General features: G+C 39.7%; 23 protein-coding genes and 1 other RNA gene. 14 read left to right on the forward strand and 10 right to left on the reverse strand.

The features are described 5' to 3' along the window. The first annotated feature begins 16 nt into the window (after positions 1-16). The 9 genes from L3V23_RS01970 (at position 17) to L3V23_RS02010 (ending at position 7,002) form a co-directional block, all read left to right on the forward strand. Positions 17-601: a hypothetical protein gene (locus tag L3V23_RS01970; RefSeq protein WP_042479844.1), complete on the forward strand. Its 585-nt coding sequence runs from the start codon at positions 17-19 to the stop codon at positions 599-601. A 194-nt stretch (positions 602-795) separates the two neighbouring features. After that, positions 796-1,062, forward strand: a complete 267-nt coding sequence (locus L3V23_RS01975; protein ID WP_237291873.1) for a hypothetical protein — start codon at positions 796-798, stop codon at positions 1,060-1,062. Continuing rightward, complete coding sequence (locus L3V23_RS01980) at positions 1,062-1,283, forward strand: hypothetical protein (RefSeq protein WP_042479847.1); 222 nt, start codon at positions 1,062-1,064, stop codon at positions 1,281-1,283. Before L3V23_RS01975 ends, L3V23_RS01980 begins: the two co-directional genes overlap by 1 nt. 69 nt (positions 1,284-1,352) lie before the next feature. Continuing rightward, positions 1,353-1,805, forward strand: coding sequence for a hypothetical protein (locus L3V23_RS01985; protein ID WP_042479848.1), 453 nt, complete (start codon positions 1,353-1,355; stop codon positions 1,803-1,805). Positions 1,806-2,043: 238 nt separating this feature from the next. Further along, a complete protein-coding gene (locus tag L3V23_RS01990) occupies positions 2,044-2,817 on the forward strand; it encodes an NERD domain-containing protein (protein ID WP_237291874.1) in 774 nt (257 codons plus the stop codon). A 189-nt stretch (positions 2,818-3,006) separates the two neighbouring features. Next, the gene (locus L3V23_RS01995; protein WP_237291875.1) at positions 3,007-3,255 is read left to right on the forward strand and encodes a hypothetical protein; all 249 of its coding nucleotides are present in this window, start codon (positions 3,007-3,009) and stop codon (positions 3,253-3,255) included. Next, entirely contained in the window at positions 3,255-3,590 is a 336-nt protein-coding gene (locus L3V23_RS02000) for a hypothetical protein (protein ID WP_237291876.1), read from the forward strand. The genes L3V23_RS01995 and L3V23_RS02000 overlap by 1 nt, the downstream gene beginning before the upstream one ends. Positions 3,591-3,682: 92 nt before the next feature. After that, positions 3,683-4,525, forward strand: coding sequence for a DUF5677 domain-containing protein (locus L3V23_RS02005; protein ID WP_237291877.1), 843 nt, complete (start codon positions 3,683-3,685; stop codon positions 4,523-4,525). A gap of 419 nt (positions 4,526-4,944) precedes the next feature. Next, positions 4,945-7,002, forward strand: a complete 2,058-nt coding sequence (locus L3V23_RS02010) for a hypothetical protein (RefSeq protein WP_237291878.1) — start codon at positions 4,945-4,947, stop codon at positions 7,000-7,002. 399 nt (positions 7,003-7,401) lie between these two features. On the opposite strand, the gene L3V23_RS02015 is transcribed toward L3V23_RS02010, so the two are convergent. Beyond that, positions 7,402-7,953, reverse strand: coding sequence for a hypothetical protein (locus L3V23_RS02015; protein ID WP_237291879.1), 552 nt, complete (start codon positions 7,951-7,953; stop codon positions 7,402-7,404). Between the two features lie 103 nt (positions 7,954-8,056). Here L3V23_RS02015 and L3V23_RS02020 point away from each other — a divergent pair, with 103 nt between their 5' ends. Then, positions 8,057-8,365, forward strand: coding sequence for a helix-turn-helix transcriptional regulator (locus L3V23_RS02020; RefSeq protein ID WP_237291880.1), 309 nt, complete (start codon positions 8,057-8,059; stop codon positions 8,363-8,365). Here L3V23_RS02020 and L3V23_RS02025 read toward each other — a convergent pair. The 5 genes from L3V23_RS02025 to L3V23_RS02045 all read right to left on the reverse strand — a co-directional run bounded on the left by L3V23_RS02025 (position 8,362) and on the right by L3V23_RS02045 (position 14,249). Then, complete coding sequence (locus tag L3V23_RS02025) at positions 8,362-9,348, reverse strand: TniB family NTP-binding protein (RefSeq protein ID WP_237291881.1); 987 nt, start codon at positions 9,346-9,348, stop codon at positions 8,362-8,364. The two genes, L3V23_RS02020 and L3V23_RS02025, sit on opposite strands and share 4 nt — an antisense overlap. Then, a complete protein-coding gene (locus tag L3V23_RS02030; protein ID WP_237291882.1) occupies positions 9,345-11,249 on the reverse strand; it encodes a transposase family protein in 1,905 nt (634 codons plus the stop codon). The genes L3V23_RS02025 and L3V23_RS02030 overlap by 4 nt, the downstream gene beginning before the upstream one ends. A 1-nt stretch (position 11,250) precedes the next feature. Continuing rightward, complete coding sequence (locus L3V23_RS02035; protein ID WP_237291883.1) at positions 11,251-11,874, reverse strand: TnsA endonuclease N-terminal domain-containing protein; 624 nt, start codon at positions 11,872-11,874, stop codon at positions 11,251-11,253. A 125-nt stretch (positions 11,875-11,999) separates the two neighbouring features. Next, positions 12,000-12,096: signal recognition particle sRNA small type (gene ffs / locus L3V23_RS02040), an RNA gene on the reverse strand. Between the two features lie 146 nt (positions 12,097-12,242). Next, positions 12,243-14,249, reverse strand: coding sequence for a GGDEF domain-containing protein (locus L3V23_RS02045; protein ID WP_237291884.1), 2,007 nt, complete (start codon positions 14,247-14,249; stop codon positions 12,243-12,245). Positions 14,250-14,584: 335 nt separating this feature from the next. On the opposite strand from L3V23_RS02045, the gene L3V23_RS02050 reads away from it, so the two are divergent. Beyond that, positions 14,585-14,887 (forward strand): MGMT family protein, encoded by a 303-nt coding sequence (locus L3V23_RS02050; RefSeq protein ID WP_042490143.1) that lies wholly within the window; start codon positions 14,585-14,587, stop codon positions 14,885-14,887. Between the two features lie 44 nt (positions 14,888-14,931). On the opposite strand, the gene L3V23_RS02055 is transcribed toward L3V23_RS02050, so the two are convergent. Beyond that, entirely contained in the window at positions 14,932-15,366 is a 435-nt protein-coding gene (locus L3V23_RS02055; RefSeq protein WP_102952853.1) for a YbaY family lipoprotein, read from the reverse strand. Positions 15,367-15,633: 267 nt separating this feature from the next. Between L3V23_RS02055 and tesB the strand changes: the two genes are divergently transcribed. Further along, positions 15,634-16,494 (forward strand): acyl-CoA thioesterase II, encoded by an 861-nt coding sequence (gene tesB, locus L3V23_RS02060; RefSeq protein ID WP_102952852.1) that lies wholly within the window; start codon positions 15,634-15,636, stop codon positions 16,492-16,494. A gap of 207 nt (positions 16,495-16,701) precedes the next feature. Here tesB and L3V23_RS02065 read toward each other — a convergent pair whose 3' ends face one another. Beyond that, a complete protein-coding gene (locus L3V23_RS02065) occupies positions 16,702-17,166 on the reverse strand; it encodes an Lrp/AsnC family transcriptional regulator (protein ID WP_042490136.1) in 465 nt (154 codons plus the stop codon). A gap of 119 nt (positions 17,167-17,285) precedes the next feature. On the opposite strand from L3V23_RS02065, the gene L3V23_RS02070 reads away from it, so the two are divergent. Together L3V23_RS02070 and L3V23_RS02075 are read left to right on the forward strand one after the other, a co-directional pair. Further along, positions 17,286-18,353 carry a PLP-dependent cysteine synthase family protein gene (locus L3V23_RS02070; protein WP_237291885.1) on the forward strand — a complete coding sequence of 356 codons (1,068 nt, stop codon included), beginning with the start codon at positions 17,286-17,288 and terminating at the stop codon, positions 18,351-18,353. A gap of 97 nt (positions 18,354-18,450) precedes the next feature. After that, positions 18,451-18,918, forward strand: coding sequence for a GyrI-like domain-containing protein (locus L3V23_RS02075; RefSeq protein ID WP_052404644.1), 468 nt, complete (start codon positions 18,451-18,453; stop codon positions 18,916-18,918). 105 nt (positions 18,919-19,023) lie between these two features. On the opposite strand, the gene L3V23_RS02080 is transcribed toward L3V23_RS02075, so the two are convergent. Both L3V23_RS02080 and L3V23_RS02085 read right to left on the reverse strand, forming a co-directional pair. Beyond that, positions 19,024-19,341: a DUF1244 domain-containing protein gene (locus tag L3V23_RS02080; protein ID WP_102963170.1), complete on the reverse strand. Its 318-nt coding sequence runs from the start codon at positions 19,339-19,341 to the stop codon at positions 19,024-19,026. 138 nt (positions 19,342-19,479) lie between these two features. Continuing rightward, on the reverse strand, positions 19,480-20,352 hold the full coding sequence (locus tag L3V23_RS02085; RefSeq protein WP_237291886.1) for a TIM44-like domain-containing protein: 873 nt from the start codon (positions 20,350-20,352) through the stop codon (positions 19,480-19,482). Positions 20,353-20,421: the final 69 nt, after the last annotated feature.

The following is a 20,421-nucleotide window of genomic DNA, read 5'->3' on the forward strand; positions in this document are numbered from 1 at the left end:
TAGCGCAGGATAAACGATGATATTAGAGTCAGCAGAAAATTGGGTTAAAAGCTATGAGTCTTTGCTTCATGGAATGGAGTTAAACCCAGAACACAAGAAGGTTGTACCTTTAGCATTGTTGCATTTGGCTCTGGAGCACAATGCAGCAATTGTGAAGCTTGTTAGACTTGGTTTTCATGGTTCTGCGTTCGCATTGCTTCGCCCTCAAAGAGACGCGTTTTTGCGAGGTATTTGGTTATTTAGGTGTGCGTCAGAGTCTCAACTGTCAAAATTCATGGCTGGAAGAGAGCCACCTGGTACCAAAGTGCTATTTGAACAATTGGAACAAACACAAGGCTATCGTCATGCTCATCTTTCCGAGCTAATGGCTGAAATTAAAACTCACCTCCACGATTTTACTCACGGAGGGCTTTATCAGTCAGCTAGCCGTGACAAAGGTAGTCGAATCGCAGGTGGACACTCAGAGCTGCAAATTGAGTGGTTATTGAGACAAACTTTAGTGCTTTCATTTCTAACTGCTTTAGAGGTTTGCCACATCTTTAATGACGCACCAAGATCACATGAACTAACGTCTATTTTTAATAAACTCATAGCAGCGTAGTGCTGGCTGGGAGTCTCGCTATAAAAAACGCTTTAAGGCGGATTTGCAACGCTCGGCGTTATATGCTTTTCCGTTTTTAGATAATTTAGAGGGCGATATGACAATTGACGAATGCCACAAGTAATTTCTTCAAGCCTGATGGAATGGATAAATCCTTGTCATAGCTGGAATTGCTTTTGAAACAGAGAGTGCCAGTGAAACATAAAGATGGCGATAGCAATAACCAACATTTATATGATTCTATTCATTGGATGGATGCATATAAACACCTGACCATTCTTATTGAGGGGCATCGTACAGCAAAACGTCATACATTCACCTTGGTTGTATCGTACTTAGCGCCACTAGTGTCTGGTGGTTTGCTGTTAGCAAGGCTTGGGAATTTAGGACAATTCTGCACGCATATAACGCGACGTTATGTGCTTATCACTGTAGTTGGCTTATGTTTAAAGGAAAATTGATGGAAAACATTCAAAGATCAAACGTTCTTATAGCTTTAGCAGAAGTGGTCCAAGATATTGAAGTGATCGAGAAAATAGAAGAGTCCGCTGGTCGACTTTCAAATGACGAGTTGGCAAAGTTAGAAGGCTTAATTCTCAATAAAGTGATGGCATATCGAACACATGATAAGTGGCCACCGAAAATACAACCTATTACAGAAGTGATGAATTTTGATAGTTAGTGGCGCTTGGTTAGTAACACCTTAAATTACACAAATAACAGGGCATTAAGTGTTTCTGGAGTTTTTAGCATGAAGTACCTATATCGTGGTGTTAGCGTCGAGCTACACGAAACATTACATGGGAAGTTGGTTCCCAAAATGCTCAACAGCAACTTTGCAACCGTAGCTTGTATGGGCGATCCACATGCAATTTGTGGATCAGGAATAATTATGGGCGAATCTGAGCTTAATACAGTGGTTTTGCATCAATGGGAGCAAGCCGGACTTCCCACTTCAGGTGTTTCATTCACTCCTTCTTTTGAACGCGCAAAGTTCTATGCCAGAAATGGAAAAGATAGTGGCAAGGGGTTTATTTACAAAGTAGATATGAATTTACTAGATAGTAATAACGTAAAGTGTTTTAGTGTAAATAAGCTTGTGCCTAATCCGTCAGTCCCTGAGGATGATGAGCATATTCTAGTAGGTTTTGGTGGAGGTGAAATCCCAATGGAAGTAGTTGTTAGTATTTCTGAAATTGCGTAAAACAAACGTTTAAGTTTAAGGTTTCAAGATACTTTTCCTTTAATGTGCCTAAGTCATTTAAGCTAAGAAGCTTTTGTCCAGGGACTTCTTAGCGCGATCCTAGCTAAAAAATTTCTGCCCCAAAACTGCTTAGCCCAACAACATTGACTCGTTACAATTGTCATTAGTTGACCTATTTTTGGTAATGGTTAACTATGTACTCAATTTGCTAACCTATGTAGCTGAATAGGTAAAATTCGTGAATATTTTTACAGCATTTCTTAATGTATTTGAGCAAGTTTGGTATCTAGTGCCTTTATTGCTTATTGTTAGCATTTTTAAAAGTCGCTGGCTAAAAGGTGTATTCGGCGAGTTTCTCGTAAATCGTCTGTTGTCCAAGTTACCAGAATCTGATTACACATTAATAAAAGACGTAACGTTGCCGACTAACGATGGTACAACTCAAGTTGACCATATCGTGGTTTCTAAATACGGTATCTTCGTCATTGAGACTAAAAATATGAAAGGCTGGATATTTGGTTCAGCTCGCCAGAAACAGTGGACACAAAAGATTTACCGTCATTCCTCTAAATTTCAGAATCCACTGCATCAAAACTACAAGCACATTAAAGCGCTGGAAGCCTTGTTAGATTGCACTGAGGATCACTTACATCCAGTTATTGTTTTCACTGGTGACTGTACCTTTAAAACCGAAATGCCTTCAAACGTTACCTATGCTCGTGGAAGTATTCGATACATTCAGCAATTTAACGAGGTAGTGTTCTCTGACAAAGATTGTGCTCGGTTAGCTGAGTCTATAAACCATATTAAGTTAAAGCGCGGACTCTTTACGGATTTAAACCATCGTAAACATGTCAAAGAAGTTGTCGCATCTAAATTTACCTCAAATCATTGCCCCCGTTGTGGCTCTGAAATGGTGTTGCGTGAAACCAAGCGTGGTAAGGATATAGGTAAACAGTTTTGGGGCTGTTCAACTTTTCCCAAGTGTAGAGCTGTGAAACAATTCAACTAACAAACGAGCTTGGCGGGAACTCTAGCTTATAGCTGCCCCATTGTGTTCTTGACCAAGTTCTAGGACATACTTCTTTTATCATTAATTGACCGATTTATTCTAATATCGGACTATGTACTTAGTTTGGTATAGGCTGCTATACAAATTGTGTCTAGTTAAAGGATGCTGTTGACTTCCCAAGGAGAAAAAATGAAATACAAATGCAGGCATTGTGGACAAGTATCGGAAATTCCAGAGGGAATATCGCCTGCTAATTATCGCTGCGGAAAGTGCAGCAATTCGTTCAAAGATGCTGAGAAGGTAACAGGTGAAACATCTGCGGCAGTAGGGTTAATTGGTGGTGCAGCTTTGGGTGCTTCGATTGGTGGGCCTGTAGGTGCAATTGTCGGAGGTGTACTAGGTGCTCTTCTAGGTAAAGAGTCAAAAGGGGTTGGATAATGTCTTTTGATGGTACGGCTTTTGGTATATTGGTTTCTGTCTGTTTTAGTTTCGCTTTTGCCTGTCTAGAGTTCTATAAACGCAGGGATTTTAAAGTAAACAATGTGGCTTTAGTTTTCTTAGCTGTTTATGCAATTTCATCAGGCTGTGAACTCATATTGGCAGCACTTCATGGTGATCCTAATAATTTACCATCAAGTTGGCGCGAGTATATTGGTGTTGCAGGTATGGTTGGCATCGGGTTATCCCTTAATTATGTAATCAACGCGGTGAAGGAAGTATTAACTTCCAGCTCCTCTCGTAGTTCAGAAAATGTTACGAGAGATGAAAGCTAATGAATGGCTTAAGAGGGAATGCCAACGCTTGGTAATTTCAATAGAGATTTTCACTCTAAATGGATATTTGAACGGAATATTAGGGAGTGGCAATGGAACAAAATGAGTACCTAAATGATTTTTTAAAAGCTAGGAATGATCTTGTAAAAGTTTTTGATTGTTCTTACTCACTATTTATTGAAAAAGACACAGAAGACAAAGACCAAATATTCTATATTTTATCTAAGAAATTTATTAATCATATCAATAGTTTTTATTACATATTGTCTGGAACTGATTTTAACGATGTCATACCAGATAGTCATCAAATTGACCACTCTTCAGCTAAAGTAGTACTGCGATCAGCATTTGAGACATATGTCACGATGGCTCATATTTTTTGGAATTATCCAGAGCGAGCACAATTAAGATTCCTTATATACAAGCATAGTGGCTATCGAGAGCGTCAAAAATTTGCTCGAACTAATGCAACTGTTAACAATGAAAAAATATCCAAAAAAATACTTGAGGAAAGTCTTCGAATTAAGGAGTTAGAGAGCGAGATTTCACTTCTGGCAGGGCAACATGGTATTCCAGAAAACTATATTAGTTATAACCTCGAGAAGGGATGGAAAAGTGGAAAAAGTTGGGCTGAGATAGCAAAGGAAACAAATTTGTCTAACACCTATATTGATCTTAGTTATCCTTATTTCTGTGGTTATTCACATTCTGGTTATGAAGCGTGTATGCAATTAATTACTGACGAACTCGAAGGATACGAAACTCGGTTGCAAAGGCATAATTTTACTTACTTCTACGCTACGTATTTAGTTGCTATTTTTTATGAGTCATTCTGCTCATTTCTACTGTCCAATAAGAATTTTCTTTATCAAGAAGAACACTCTATGGGAGATATTATCTTAAAATATGATAAAGCAATTCAATCTATGTGGTAACTTGCGTTAACGGAGAAATCTATCTTTTAAGTAGGTTAAGATTAAATATGAATCCAGATTTAATATAAAGTTATCGGAAGTAAGAATTCTGATTGCCTTCCACTAAGAAACTTTTGCCCCAAAACGAGTTTGTATCGATGGATAGACTAAGCCTTACCTGCATTTTTACGATACATAAACTAATGAAAAAGCAAAACGCAAGTCTATTTATTGTTAATCAATAAAATCAGAAACCATTAAGAGATTTTAGTCACTTTAAGCCATGATGCTTAAAGGATTCTATAGGTAGTGCTTTTCATGTTTTTTATGTATTATTTACTCTAACTTATTGTTTTAACTATATCATGAATAAGTACGTCACTTTTGTAAGCTATTCAATTGATATCGCAGATTGTTCTTTAAATAGGAGACTTTTTACTATGAGTAGTAATGCTGGAGGTGCGGCTACAAATGCTGGTATAGACTTTCAACAACGAATATCTGCATTATTTTTGACACATATGTTTATGGATGTTGTATTTATTGATGATCTAGGTATGGATAAGAACTCGAAGATTGTTGAGTTAAAATTTGAGTCTAATAACGAAATCGATGATCTTGTCATCAAAACAGAACAATCTACGATATTCATTCAAGCTAAGAGATCTATCAGTTGTTCAGAGTCTGAAAGCTCTGAGTTTTATAAGGTCATAAAGCAGTTTGTTTCACAATATTTAACTAATACAAGCATTAACGATAGATTTGTACTTGCAACGACATCGAAATCTTCATCGAAAATCACTGTCGAACTAAAAAAAATACTAGAAAGTATACGGTCTAATGACAAAGGTTTTCTAAATAACCCATTGAACAAATCAGAGCAAGATGTTCTTAGAATAGTTAAGAAAAACATTGCATCTAACTACAAAGATATTACGAATAAACCAGCCTCAGATGAAGTTGTAAATTCTATATTAGAGTTATCACATGTATCTGTTATTGATATTGAAGAGGGAATGCCTCTAGAGAAAGCAATTCTTACTTTAATATCAGGAAAAGTTTCCATATTGCCTGAACTTTTTTGGTCGAACTTAATAAATATTGGACTAACGTTATCAAAAAAACGTTCTTCCATTAATCTAAAAGGACTTGAAGCCAGAATCGGTAAATTTATTGAACAAGAGAAAAAAGAAAACGGGCAAAACAAAATCCTTGATTTTACTCTAAAAGGAGGTATCTCCTCAGGAAGGGAAGTTCTAATAATTGAGTCTTTTTCCGAAGAGTTTGAATTTATGATTGTTGAATTGATTCGCTTTGAAGACGATGGGGAAAATAGACTTTCTTTTTCCAATAACAAAGTTGAATTGAAAAATGGAGATGAATGGAATGTAATTTATCGGGCTTCAACCTTTTCTGGTGTTGAGCGATATATAAAGGAAAATATAGATATATTTGAAACTGGTAAAGTAGCTATTTTGGAAATTAATTCAGACGAAAGTGTTGACGAGATGAACGTTGCTAAAAGCCATTCTGAGTTATGCTTGAAGTTAATAAATGAAAACACAGCTCCTTTCGAATGTATAATTTGTGGTGATGACATTTCTGATGACAGCTCTCCGATAATTGAGATTGATGAGATAGGTTTACCTCATCAAGTAGGATTAGCCCATAGGGGATGTTTATCTCCTTTGCATAGAATTTTAGGTGTAATAGACTCTGATTTATTCAGAAGCAATAAGAACTTAGTCAATTTTAACTATGATAAATGGTATTTGTTGTCTGTTAAAGGGCAGGGATTATTTTCCAGTCTGGCTATGTTACCTAAAAGTGTAAACCCTCTATTATGGAAACCTGATTATAATAGCCTATCTAAAGGGAAGTACTGTATAAAAATAAACTTGGATGACGGCAGCTCTAAATATGTACAAGATAGAGGCCGTATTCAAAGAGAGACGATTAGCTCCGCAAAAGATAAATCTCAGTGGTTTAATGAACGCTTTAAAGCTGCCTCTGATGAAAATAACCCACATTGCTACACTTCAGATAGTGGCATATTTACTACTTACTCACACGCATTACAATGTAAAAAAGACAATGAGAGTATACTTATATGTAAAGATGCTGAGCCAGTATTATTTACTCGAGCGATAGACAAATCACATTCAGTTTTTGAACGTTATTATGCACCACTAATGATTTTCCTTGATAAGGAAAATGGCCTTCCTATACTGATAAATGATGCAATGATATTTTTATCTAATCCTATTAATGTTGATTCTTTTATAAGAAACTGGGAGCTAGCTGGGGTTGCTTTACCTCCTTTCACTGTTTCAATAATTGAAAGTGACGAAGAATTTGACAAATTAGTCATTAACCTAAAAAAAGATGAGGTTACCGTTTTAATTGACCCTGAAATTGACATGAATGGTCAATTAGTTTCAGGATTAATTGTCGAAGATTTTAATGACATGGAAACGTTAATCGACAAATATAGTTAGAGATTATCAATGTTTAACCCCTCTAGCTTTAACATGTTTACACCTAATTAATATATATTCAAAAATTCATTCAATAACTAGTCATATTAGTTAATGCTCTGATTTATATATCAAGCTAGATTTCAATAACCTCCCGATATATGATTTTTTGGTAACCCACTATAAATATATTTATAAAAATTCAAATATTAATGTGGTAAGCTCAGGCAGTTAGTTCCATAAGAGCAGGTTAGTTAATCTAACTTGAATAGGGGCAGGTCTTTCATTTTACTATCTAGTTTAGCCAAACTTCAGCTAATCCGTATTTTTCTAAATTAGCAAAGCCACTGACACGTTTATGTCCAAAAACGATTCAGCTAACCTCTGTTGAATCGTTTCGGACCCGTAGAATACTCAGACTTAGAGAACTGAATGTTGGATTGCGCTAAGTGCACTAGTCAAAGCGTTTATTTTCCCAAGTGTTGTTTCCGAACGTTCCTTAGCCTGAACGTAGATCGGCATTAACAGTTCTTTTTTATCAGGGAAGCGACTCATCAAACGACTGTATTCCTGTTCTTCAGCATACGTGACAGATAATTCACTCTTGTACTGAACTCGTTCTTTTTCTAACGCTTCAATGTATTGCGCCGTTTGAACAATTTGCACATGTTTTTCGTCTTCTGATGAATTGTGCTTATACCTTTTAACGGTTTTCTTGGAAAAAGAACCTAAGTTAAAGGCTTCCGTTTTTATATAGAGCTTTTCTCTGCCTTCGCCCAACGTCTTCAAGTAACCGTTAGATACCAGATGATTGAGCTGCCGATATATATACTTCCTAGCTTCATTATCATCTTCAAACCGATCTGCTGATTGCTGCAGCTCATCCCGTGCCTGTATCACTGTAAAGCGATCCAAGTTTTTATTTATCAGAAGGTTATAAATTGGATGACTGAGCTTTTTGGTTCTTTTCACTGTGACCTCTACACACCACAAAAACTTAGGATTGCTAAGTATACAAAAATAGGTAAAACTTAGACAATCTAAGTTATCTGTAGGTACAAAAAAGAATGTCTAAGTGGAAAACCCAATCCCAGAGAGGCTCAAAGCAGCGCGTAAAAAAGCCAAAATCACCCAAAAAGATCTTGGGGTAAAAATTGGAATGGAAGAAAGCTCTGCAAGTGGTCGAATGAACCATTACGAAAAAGGTCGTCATGTTCCCGATATAGGAACGTTAACACGTATGGCTGAAGAACTGGATATACCGTTGAATTATTTCTTTTGTAAAGATGAAGTTACGGCTGAATTAGCTTGTCTGATTGATAAGTTGAGTGATGAAGATAAAAAAGGTTTACTAGATAAATTATCTACTAAAGCAAATAGTTAACGTAGTAATTCTGTTAATGGTATGTCTTCAAATATCTGATGAGTAAACTTGATATCCCCACTATCTGAGTCCAAAAGATAGCCTTCATACTCAATAATCTGCGGGATTAGTAATTTATCCAGTTCAATCTCAAATGGGTTACTAATATCAGGGCCAAAAATAGATTTAAATGCCTGAATAAATTCGTTTTGAGTAATCTGACGTTTACCTTCGAGTAAAGCCAGTTCAAACGCATAACCTACAAGTTCTTTGATTAAACCGAGCATCCCTTTACTGGCAGCTAATAAACGCATAGCCATATCCATATCAGACAGTTCCGGAGCGACCGAAATAGGTAAGGTCTTTTCAAGCCCCTCAAGTAAGGCAATATAGACATCTAAAGACTCTTCGTTCGTTATTCGGATATATGGTAAGTCTCGCTTCACCATAATTCGTCTGTCCCATTGTGAATCTTCCAAGATAAGTTTGGCGGTAGGAATGCCAATAAAGATGATAGGTAATCGACATTCATCACTGATCATCTTTAGTCGGTCACGTATTTTTTGCCTTTCTTTGGGAGATGCGCACTCAAACAATTCTTGAGCTTCTTCTATAACCAACAGCTTAAGCTTAGATTTCTTAACACTATTGATGAAATAATCTTGTAGGCCAATCTCAGACCGTTTCGACCGACTGTTGTAAGGAACATTCAGCTTTTCAATTGCCCAAACTAATGTTTCAACAAAACTTGGCCTGACTCTTGTGACTAACACTTCTGAAGCGGAAAAATGGTTGTTCAAATAGGTTTCAACCACTGAAGTCTTACCCGCACCGGTCCCGCCTGTAATTAGCATTGAAGGAGCAAACTTACCAAACTGGCTGCGGCGAACAATCCAATCTAAACCTTCAAAAACCTTTTCAACATCAGGATATACGACAAATGACTGGTGGAACTCAGCTAGTAATACATCGACGTCATTATTCGTTGGCAGAAGCGATGTCATTTGCTCGACTTCCTTAATGCCCTGCGCTTATTCCAAAGTGATTGGAGATCATCGACAGGTGTAGATTTCTGAGGTTGTATGGTGTCTATCGGATAATCGGTAGTTATGGATTTAGGACTATCGCTGTTAACACCAGCCAGCTCAGCCATTTTCTTACCGTTTTTAGCCTTTTTAGCACGCTGAGGTAACGACATCTGACGTAAGTTTTCATGTTCCTGCTTAATTCTCTCATGCAAAGCCTGACGTGCTTTAGCTAATGATAATGAATCAACTTGTCCTTTTATAAAATCACGGTGTACTTTTACCGTTCTTAAATGCTCACAAAGGCTAAGTTTTTTGGTGTAACCAAGCGGATCAGAGTTACAAGGTACTTCTATATAACCGCCAATTTCCTCCAGAAAAACGAAGATTCTGGATAAATCGTCCGGATCTATTTTGATAGTTTTTTTACGGCTTTCTTTCGTTTGAGGATACTGCTTTCTGTAATGCTCTAACGCCACATTATCATAAATTAAGTGCTTAAATTTTATCCCCTTACTGGTAACTGTTCCTTTATGAATCTTACCCATTACGACGCTAAAACTCTTTTCATCGTGCTCTTTTAATGCTGGCGGTGGCAACACATTTTCACTCTTCTTCCAGTGATAATTTGGAATTTTGGTGTAACGGCTATTGGGTGATGCATTGTGGACATCTATGATCCAGCGATGCAGTTCTTCAACAAAAACACTAAATCTCATAACCGCATCTTTCTGAGAGTCGTATTCATCTTTCTCCAGAATATTTGAAAACGTTTTTCCTGGCACCCAACCAGCAATACCCTGAATAATCTCTAGAAACTTTCTCTCTACTCTTGGTTTTCCCCACGGCTGCCCAACTTTACAAAACTCTATGTTGATTCCAGCTTCGGTACAGGCATGATCTAAGCTATCTGACCAAAATTCAGCTCCGTTATCGACAACTAGCGTTTCCATTTTCCCATGACATAACCAACTGTTTTGAAACTCAACATCGATATCCTGAATGTAATTCTTTTTCTTAACTGAATGAATAATTGCTTTTGCTACAGAAACATAGCTAGGAGGGTTGAAGCCCAGATGAAACCCAGTAATACACCCACTAAACACATCAACAAGCAATGTTAAATTAGCTCTACCCAGTGGGATTAACAGTTCATCATCTAGTAGTATTAAATCCAAAGGGGTATGGTCTATCTCTACCCGTTCAAGAATCCTAGTCGGCATAATTGATGACTGATAATAGTTAAATAATTTATCAGCATAATGTTTACCATACCTTGATAATGCTACCGCATACGGAGGTAGTTTTTTAACCTTTTCCTTGAACGCTTGATAGCTAATCTTCGGGATCTTCCCCGAGATAATACTGCTATTTTCAATTTCTATTCTGCCGCAATAGAATTCATATGCTTGAGAATAAGTTGGTCTTTTAGCATCTAGAAAACGTTCAACAGCTTCTATGAAAAATGGTTCATCATCTACAATTCTGGGTTGCCGGTTACCCTTTAAGTGATGACTATCAACCAAACTCTTAATATCACCATCGCTTTCACAAAAAGCTTTATACCAGCGCTTTACTGTACGATCACTTGGCTTCGGTATAGAAAGTGTTTCTATATGCTTATCTATCAAGGGGATAAGATTTTTAGGTGTCCAACCACCATTAATCTCCTTAGCAATCAAAGAGATTAATTTGTAACGCTCCAGCGCTTTTAGTTTCTGCTCTTCAGGAAAAGAAGATAGATCTCGCTCAATCACCTTGGTGGTTTCAAGAGGTGAATACTTCAGCCGAGATAGCTTAGCTTCAGGGCTTGCCTCATATTGTTGCTGAACGTCATTTGTTATTGAACCGAACTCATCTTCAAATGGCCCAAAAGACATATTAAGCCACCGAAATTAAAGAATTTTCATCCAGTAAAACATCCAGTTTTGTCTTGGCTTTCCCTAAAGCAATAAGACGCAGCACGGAAGCAAAAACTTCACCAATAGTTAGATTCAGTATTTCAGATAACACCTTAATGCAAATCGATGAGGATTGATTAACGGCTGACCAAACACTTTCCAAATGGCTAGTATTTTCAATGCAACCGCTATAACGATGCACGAGTTTTAAATTATTAAGATGCACATCGTTCCGTATTTGTCTGTCTGTCACAAGTAATAGTGATGTTCCCAGTTCTTTCGCCACAATTTGATTTTGGCGAAACTTATCTTGGAATTCAGAACTAAATGTTTTGGACAGTGGTTTTACTTCGATGAGATAGGACGTTCCATCTTTCTTATAAACTAAAAAGTCAGGAGTGTATGGGTGTTCTTTACTTTGATAAGGGACACGGTAACCTTTCGGCTGTGACTGGTAACGAACAACATCATCCGAATATTCCAAATAGTAGCAGCAGTCATATTCCAAAGAGCTTTCGCACATGATTGTACAGCCATTTTTTGCACTAACAAACTTATAAACGTTTTTGTCTGCTGATGGTTTTCGAAGATTGCGAACGTACATAACCTGTCCCTTTTTCGTTGTAAAAAAACAACCAAAATAAGTTTAGGACACTTTATGGGTTTTATTAGGACATTTTATGGTTTTTTTAGGACGCTTTATGCTTTCAGCGACAATTAGATGGGTGGAAGCCCCAGCCACATCCCGGCACACACGTCATTCGCTGTGGCTGCTTCCTTCCGGACCTGACCAGGTTTACGAACTAGTGTTGCGGGAGGACCAGGGCCCCCATAGAGCATCTTTGGTTTGTGCCAAAGAGTGGGAAGGATTATCAAGCATCGACTTCATCATTGCAAGCCTAAATCCTAGTAATGTCTTTGATTGTGAACCAATTGGACACCAATTAAACAAATCGAGTGCATTGGATTCGTTTATCGATGTCTCATTCGAATCGGTGTTACTACATTTCTTTGATGTTTTGTCACATACATCGCTTGATCGGTTTGGTGCAACACTTCTTGCAGAGACATATAGCTATCTCGATCTGTTGAAACGCCCATAGCCACTGTCACATCAAAACTCACATCACGCTCAACATCAACAAACACGAATCGTTGCAAATAAGCTTGGATTTCTTCCAACTGGTCACGCTTTATATTACCAACCAAAATAAACTCGTCACCACCAATTCGGTAAGCATGCCCTTGCCACACTTGCTGGATTCTATGCGCAAGTTGCTTTAGTACTTTGTCTCCGATTTCGTGTCCGTAATTGTCATTGATTTGTTTGAAATGGTTTAGGTCGAGATAAACAACGGATATTTTACCTGCTAAGCCCCTACTGTATCTGCGATACAGAGCTCGACGATTACGCAGTTTGGTTAAGTTATCGGTATTTGATTGTTTGTGTAGATATAAAGCAACGATAACTAATAAGCCAAATGCGGTCGCAAATAACCATTGGCTATGACGAGTGAAGCGCTTTTCAACCACTAAGGTGGCACGCCAGTCGGGCTGATAATCATACGTTTTTATGATTTTCTGCGTATCCATCATTTTAATAGCGCGGCTAAATAGTGATGCTAAAGATTCACCCAAAGGGGTTTTGGTAAAACCGATAGCGACATCAAACTTATAGAAGCCGCCAATCATTGAATCCTCAACAAAGGGCAACAACTGATCGGATTCACGTAAAAAGAGATTAAAATTGCCTCGGCTCATAACAATGTAGTCAACCTTCTCTGTCATAAGCCCTTCAATCAATTCTTCTTGAGTGAGGAATGTTTCGAGTTCCTTGCGCGGCAGCATTCGATGCAGCAAATCTGCAAAGAAGTCGTCTTTGATTACACCAATACGTTCTGCGATTAGTTCAGACACATTGCTGTATACAAAATCCTTGTAACCTTCTCTTTTGATCATCACGGCTTCGGGATGGTAGTAGCTCTCGCTGAAATTAACGATGCTCTTACGCTGCTCGGTGATAGTCAGTGGGGCAATAATATCAATGTGTTGCTGGCGAATATCGTTGTACATGCTCTCCCATGTTTCGTTCGCTTTACTGGCTAACTCACACTTCAACAGCAAAATGTCGCAGGCACGGAAAACGATATCTGCACTGATACCACTGACTCCACCATCCGGATGATAAATGGCATAAGGGCTGACGTTTTCCAACTTCACTTTCAGCGGTCGCTGAATGCTCAAACCACTGTCTATCACTGCTTGGCGTAAAGCATGCTTACGAATATCAAACTGATATTTTTGGATAGATTCACGAAGCAACTTCTGCACTCGCGCGGAATGAACGTAACGTTCGATTTCAAGCAGTAGTTCTGTGTTTTCACCTTTTGGTGTCACGATAGATACAGGCTGAATAGAGATTCTGTCGTTAAGAAGCTGAGCATCAAACCCCGCTAATAGCATCGGCTTTAGTTGATTTATCGCATCTACCACACCATCAACTTTGTTATTTTTAAGTAGCGATTTCGCTTCCGCTGAACCGTAGTAATCAATCAACTCAATATTGGGATAATTTTGAAGAATTAAGTCTCCATAAATCGTTCCCGCAGGTACCCCTACTTTATTCATATCTTCCAAATGATGATTGGTTTTACTAAATAGATAGGTGTATTCAATGTTGGTCGGGCGAGAAAAATCGAAACGCTCAGCACGCTCAGGGGTATAAGTCACATTCGCTGCGAAGTCACTGATCCCGGCTTCAACAGATTTTAGAATGGCGTCAAAGCTCGAATAATTCACATATTCAATATCGATATTAAAGCGATATGCGACGTCATCAAATATAACGCGCGACACTACATCGTCAGCTTCAGTCGCGACGAAATAGACTTTATGTGAATCATTTGTATTAGCGGCAAGTGCTTGCGAAGAACACAAAAGCACCAACAACCAACTGCAAATGTGCATGGCTCTGGACATAGACGTTGTTATTAATAGTTCTTATTTTTTATATGGAATAATAGTATCGAAACTGACTTTGATTGCATAAAGCTTTTTGCAATCCGTACGGCATATTTTTGCACTAGATTTGATTTTAATCGCTGTCTTTTCGTTCAACCTGCTCATAAGAACAGCGCAAAATAGAATCCGTTAACCAAGTCGTCGCGAACAAGTTTACCTAAGCTACCAATACAAAGTCGGGTACCGCGGTGTTTACATTCACTAACATTGCAGTACTGAACAGAAAAGTTGAAAATAACCCTCCCACTCCTTAAACCGATCCTTGGTAAATTTAGAACTAGGACTGACTCAGTATGGACCAATTTCTATCACATATCTTCACCGTCATTTATCGAATCCCCGAAGGGAAAGTTTCTACCTATGGTGAGATAGCGAAAATGGCGGGTTATCCCGGATACGCACGACATGTTGGTAAAGCGCTCGGTAACCTCCCAGAAGGAAGTAAATTGCCTTGGTTTAGAGTCATTAACAGTAAAGGTGAAATCTCGCTGACTGGACCCGATTGGGAGAGGCAAAGAGAACATTTAGTCGCAGAAGGCATTGCCGTAAGCAGCACCGGAAAAATATCTCTTAAGAAATACAAATGGCAGCCCTAAAGCTGCCATTCTTTTTAATTAACGTGTTTAAAATCGCAGTAGGCTTATTTCGCCCCTACACCGATTAATCGCAAATCAACGTGTGTCGTCGCGTTATCATCGGTAATAACCGCATATTGGGTGTCAGTAATAAAGCGCAGTTTACCGTTCACCTCAATACGGGCAGAAACACTGTAACGGTGGTTTTCCTGAATCTTAGTGCTGTCGTACGCCAAATCAAAAGTCAAAGGAACTTGATGACCGTTGGTAATAAATTGCTGTTTTGCAATCACTACCGCTGCGGTATCCATTTTCGATACGTCTTGCAATACGACGGTAACTTGCGCGTCATCAGGTAATGCAATTCGCTCACGGTAAGCAACCGTGCCAGTAATAGACTGGATTTTTTGTTGTGGCTTTGACGCCTCAGAGCTTTGGCAACCGACCATAAATATAGACCCCACCACCAACGATACTACCAACAGCATTATTTTTTTCATTTTGCCTCTCTTATAAGATCTTTCGACCAAGCTAATTTCATACAAATCAGTATAGATTCAGTGTCCTAGGCTGTCATATTGCTTCAGTTACCACTAATATACTTAGTACTCATTCAATAGCTGTGTTTTTAAATCAACACGTTAAATGAATATTAGCCGAGATGGCCTATGACAGTCACGGAGCTAGGTCAGCTATTGACAAACAATTGACTCAATAAACAGACTAACAGCGTCAGATAAAGATTCATAAGGAAAGGGTAACAAGCTATGAGTAAACCTCTGCAAGAGTTATTGAACTTGCTGCAATTAGAAAAATTAGAAGAAGGCTTATTTCGTGGAGAAAGTGAGAACTTAGGATTACCTCAAGTCTATGGCGGACAAGTAATAGGCCAAGCTCTCTCAGCTGCGCATTACACGGTGGATCCAGATCGTACGGTTCACTCATTCCATAGCTATTTCCTATATCCGGGTGATTCAGAAAAACCGATTATCTATGATGTTGAAAACCTCCGTGATGGCAGAAGCTTCAGTACCCGAAGAGTCAAAGCGATCCAGAACGGACGCCCAATTTTTTACCTCACGGCTTCATATCATGGAGAAGCCGAAGGTTTTGAGCACCAGAACACCATGCCGGATATCCCTGGGCCAGAGAACTTTGCTTCAGAATCCGAACTAGCCGCTCAGATAGCTCACCTGCTTCCTGAAAAGGTTCAAAAAATGCTGTGTGGTGAAAAGCCGATTGAAATTCGCCCTGTTACGGTTATCAATCCTCTCAAACCACAAAAGGCAGAGCCTAAACAATATCTGTGGATGAAAGCCAACGGCCAAATGCCAGACAACCAGCTTATTCATCAATATATCTTGGGTTATGCCTCTGACTGGGGATTTTTAGTCACTGCGTTACACCCGCATCAGGTCACACTGCTTACACCCAAGTTCCAAGTCGCAACCATCGACCACTCTATCTGGTATCACCGCCCATTTAAGATGGATGAATGGCTGTTGTTTGCCATTGAAAGCCCGACTGCAAGCAACACCCGTGGCTTAGTGCGTGGCGAAATCTACAATCAACAAGGCCACTTAGTGGCTACTGCTGTTCAAGAAGGCGTCATGCGCTTTAAGCCCTAATTTTTTCTTTACTCTCCCCTTAGGTTAAGGATTACTCTAATGGCATATCCTTGACCTAATCGGAGGAAATTATGGGCTGTTGTAACCAACCACCGAAAGGTGGCTCGACTGAAATCAAACCACTACTCAAAGCGTTTGGCGTGATGCTGGCCGTCATTCTACTCATTGCTTGGATATTCGGTTAACTACCCTCTGTGTTGGTCAAGATTAATGACCTAACGGTAGCTCAGTGGTGTATTTCAACGATTCCATGGCAAATGTTGAAGTCACGTTGTTAAGACCTGCAACACTGTTGACCAGTTTTTTATAGAACTGGTCATAGTCTTTCATGTCTTTGACCAACACTTTCATCATGTAGTCGTACTCCCCCGCCATACGATAAAACTCCATCACTTCTGGGAATTCCTCCACGGTTGCGACAAACTTCCGATACCACTCATGGGAATGATCGCTGGTCTGAACCAAAACAAACACGGTAAAGCATAGACCCAGTGATTCCGGATTCAGCAAAGCGACGCGCTTAGCAATGATGCCTGACTCTTCCAACTTCTTGAGACGCTTCCAACATGGCGTGGTCGTTAAGTTCACCGCTTCTGCCAAATCATTCAGTGAAACCGTACTGTCCTGCTGCAATATTGCCAATATTTTGCGGTCAACCTTGTCTAAAGCCATACAAACACCCACTTAGAGAGAATTATTTTCTCCAAAATTAAACAAACAGGAAAAAATTAGCAAAGTTTTTCTCCTGATAAATCGCTAGATTATGAATATAAACTTTAGGGAGAAAAAACATGTGTACCGATCATCAATGGATAAACAGCGCAATTCGAAAAATCGAAGCTGACTATCAACGTTCTGCTGACACTCATTTAATCAAACTTGATTTACCGTGTTTGCAGGGCATTGATATATATCTGAAAGATGAAAGTACCCACCCAACTGGCTCCCTAAAGCACCGCCTTGCCCGCTCGCTGTTTCTTTATGCCATTTGTAACGGTTGGATTGGTCCAGAGACACCGATTATCGAATCCTCTTCTGGCAGTACTGCTGTTTCAGAAGCGTACTTTGCTCGTTTGCTCGGTTTGCCTTTTATTGCCGTCATGCCTAAGTGCACAGCGATTAAAAAAATCGAACAAATTGAGTTTTACGGCGGTAAGGCACATTTAGTCGACCGTTCTGATCAGATCTATGCAGAATCACGCCGTTTAGCGGCGGAGCTGAATGGTCATTACATGGATCAATTTACCTATGCTGAAAGAGCAACAGACTGGCGCGGTAACAGCAATATCGCAGATAGCATCTATAGCCAGATGAAAATGGAAGACCACCCAGTACCAGCTTGGATTGTGATGAGCCCGGGAACTGGCGGCACTTCCGCAACTATAGGGCGCTTTATTCGCTATCAACAATACGACACTAAATTGTGCGTTGTAGATCCGCAGAACTCGGTGTTCTTCGATTTCTATAAAACCCGTAACCCAGACATCAAACTTGATTGCGGCAGCAAAATTGAGGGCATAGGTCGCCCACGTGTAGAACCGAGTTTTATTCCCAATGTCGTCGATGAAATGCTTCAAATCCCCGACGCCGCAAGTGTCGCAACCGTTCACTGGTTAGAAGGCATTCTTGGCAGAAAAGCCGGTGCATCGACTGGTACCAACCTCTACGGTGTCTTGCAGCTTGCCTGTGAAATGAAACGCAGAGGTGAGACAGGATCTATTGTAACTTTGCTGTGTGACAGCGGCGAACGTTACCTTGATACCTATTACAACGCGGATTGGGTAGCGAAAAACATTGGCGATCTTTCTCCATACTTAGCAAAACTAGAAATTTTCTCTAGAACCGGTGAACTGGAGTAATAACTTTCTCATAGCGTGAATTAAGAACCGAGAGACAGATTTATTGTCACTTTTCTTTTATAGTCTTGTTGAATAAAGAAAAATCTGGAGAACCACAGTGCAAGTGCGAATTGTTGAATTTACGCCGAGAAAAGTAGCCATTTATACTCATCAAGGAGCCCCTGAGCAGTTGATGAACAGTGTGGAAAATTTCGTAGCATGGCGTAAAGAAACGGGGTTGTCCCCTATCGCAACCAGTGACACCTTCGGTATTCCATACAGTGACCCTAACGAAACGGACAACAAAAATTTTCGTTTTGATATCGCAGGAAGTGTCGAAGAAGACATTCCTGACAATCGTTTCGGTGTGGTTAACGGCATGCTGACAGGTGGCAAATGTGCCGTACTAAGACACTACGGCAGTTTGGATCTGATCAGCCAAACAGTCTATAAGCTGTATAGAAACTGGTTACCCACCAGCGGCGAACAGCCAAGTGGTAAACCTTGTTTTTTCCATTACCTGAATATTGCTCCAGACACCGACAAAAACGCTTTGCAAACCGATGTTTACTTACCACTAAAGTAACCCAATCTGTATTGCTGCAAAGCTGAGAGACAATAAAGCCGCCATTGTATTTGTTCTGTTACTCAAGAATGGACAACACTGGCGGCTTTTTATTTGCTTAAGTTTCTATTTTTTCTGCTTTGCTTCAAACGCAGCGAGTTGCTCTGGTGTTGCTGGCAGTTGGTGATTTGCTTTCCACTCATCATAAGTCATGCCGTACACTCGCTCACGAGCATCATCAATCGACAAGTCTTTCCCTGCACTTTCGGCTTCGGCTTGATACCACTTACAAAAGCAGTTGCGGCAGAAACCAGCAAGTATCATTAAATCAATGTTTTGAACGTCTTTATTTTCATCTAGGTGCGCCAATAGACGACGAAACACTGCCGCATCAAGCTTGTCTTGTTCTTCTTGGCTTAGGTTTTTGTATTTGAATTCAGCCATGATATTTCCCTTTCTTGTTTGACTTTACCACTCAACGTTACGTTGTCTGGTTAGATTGTTGCTTATCATGCCAATAAAAAAACGCCCAAGACAAGCTCGGGCGTTATATAAAAGCAATTTTGTGACTTAATTGATTGATTAAGCTTGAATACCAACAATCAACCAAGGTGCATTTGGCACTGTCAGATCGCGCTCTAGATGCCAGATATCTTCGATATTCTCTTCGATACCTTCTACAGTGTCACGGTAGCGACCGCTAAACTGAAGGCTAAGTTGAGCTTTGTCTGCATCGTAGTCTGCGCGAACAATTTCAGCATCTACATACATTACGTCTGTGTGTTGCTCACCTTCCAGTTTCGCACGCTCTTCTTTCAGATCAGCGAATAGACTTGGTGATACATACTCTTCAATAGTTTCAAGCTGATTGAAGTTCCAAGCGCCTTGAAGAATACGGTAGTGTTCGCGAGAGCCACTGATGAAAGCCGCTTGATCAAAACCCGGTGGGTAGTTGTGCGGTACATCACTTGTTGCTGTCGTACCGAAACCGCCCGCAGCTTGTGGCTGCTCAAAGTTATGTACGTTTGGTTGCTCATGCATGTTGCGGTTAACACCGCCGAAAGCCGGCTGCTGTTGACTCTGGTTCATGCTGCCCTGTTTTGCTGCCAGCATGCTGCGCAAGAACTTAAATGCGAAGTAAGCAATCAAACCCATGATAAGAATATCTAGGAACTGAATACCCTCAAACGCTCCGCCGAAGAACGCAGCTAATAAACCACCTGCTAGCAAACCACCTAACAGACCGCCCATCAGACCTTTTTTGCCTGAAGTTTGCGCAGCTTTAGATGTATCTTTGTTGATGGTACTTGTGTTTTGGCTTTGCTGCTTAGGAGCAGGAGCTGTTTTAAAACTCTTACCAAATGACTTACCGCCACCAAACTTTTTGGCTTCAGCTATCGGTGAGACAGCGACAGAAACCATCAGCAGTGCGATCAGCGAGAACAGACGTTTCATACTTATCCTTCACGTTATATTTGTACGAGGGTGCAATAGTGTTTATACCCAAACTCATTGGAGTGCAGT

Origin of the sequence: Vibrio sp. A1-b2, assembly GCF_021726015.1 — a bacterium.
In the GTDB taxonomy this organism is placed as follows: domain Bacteria; phylum Pseudomonadota; class Gammaproteobacteria; order Enterobacterales; family Vibrionaceae; genus Vibrio; species Vibrio diazotrophicus.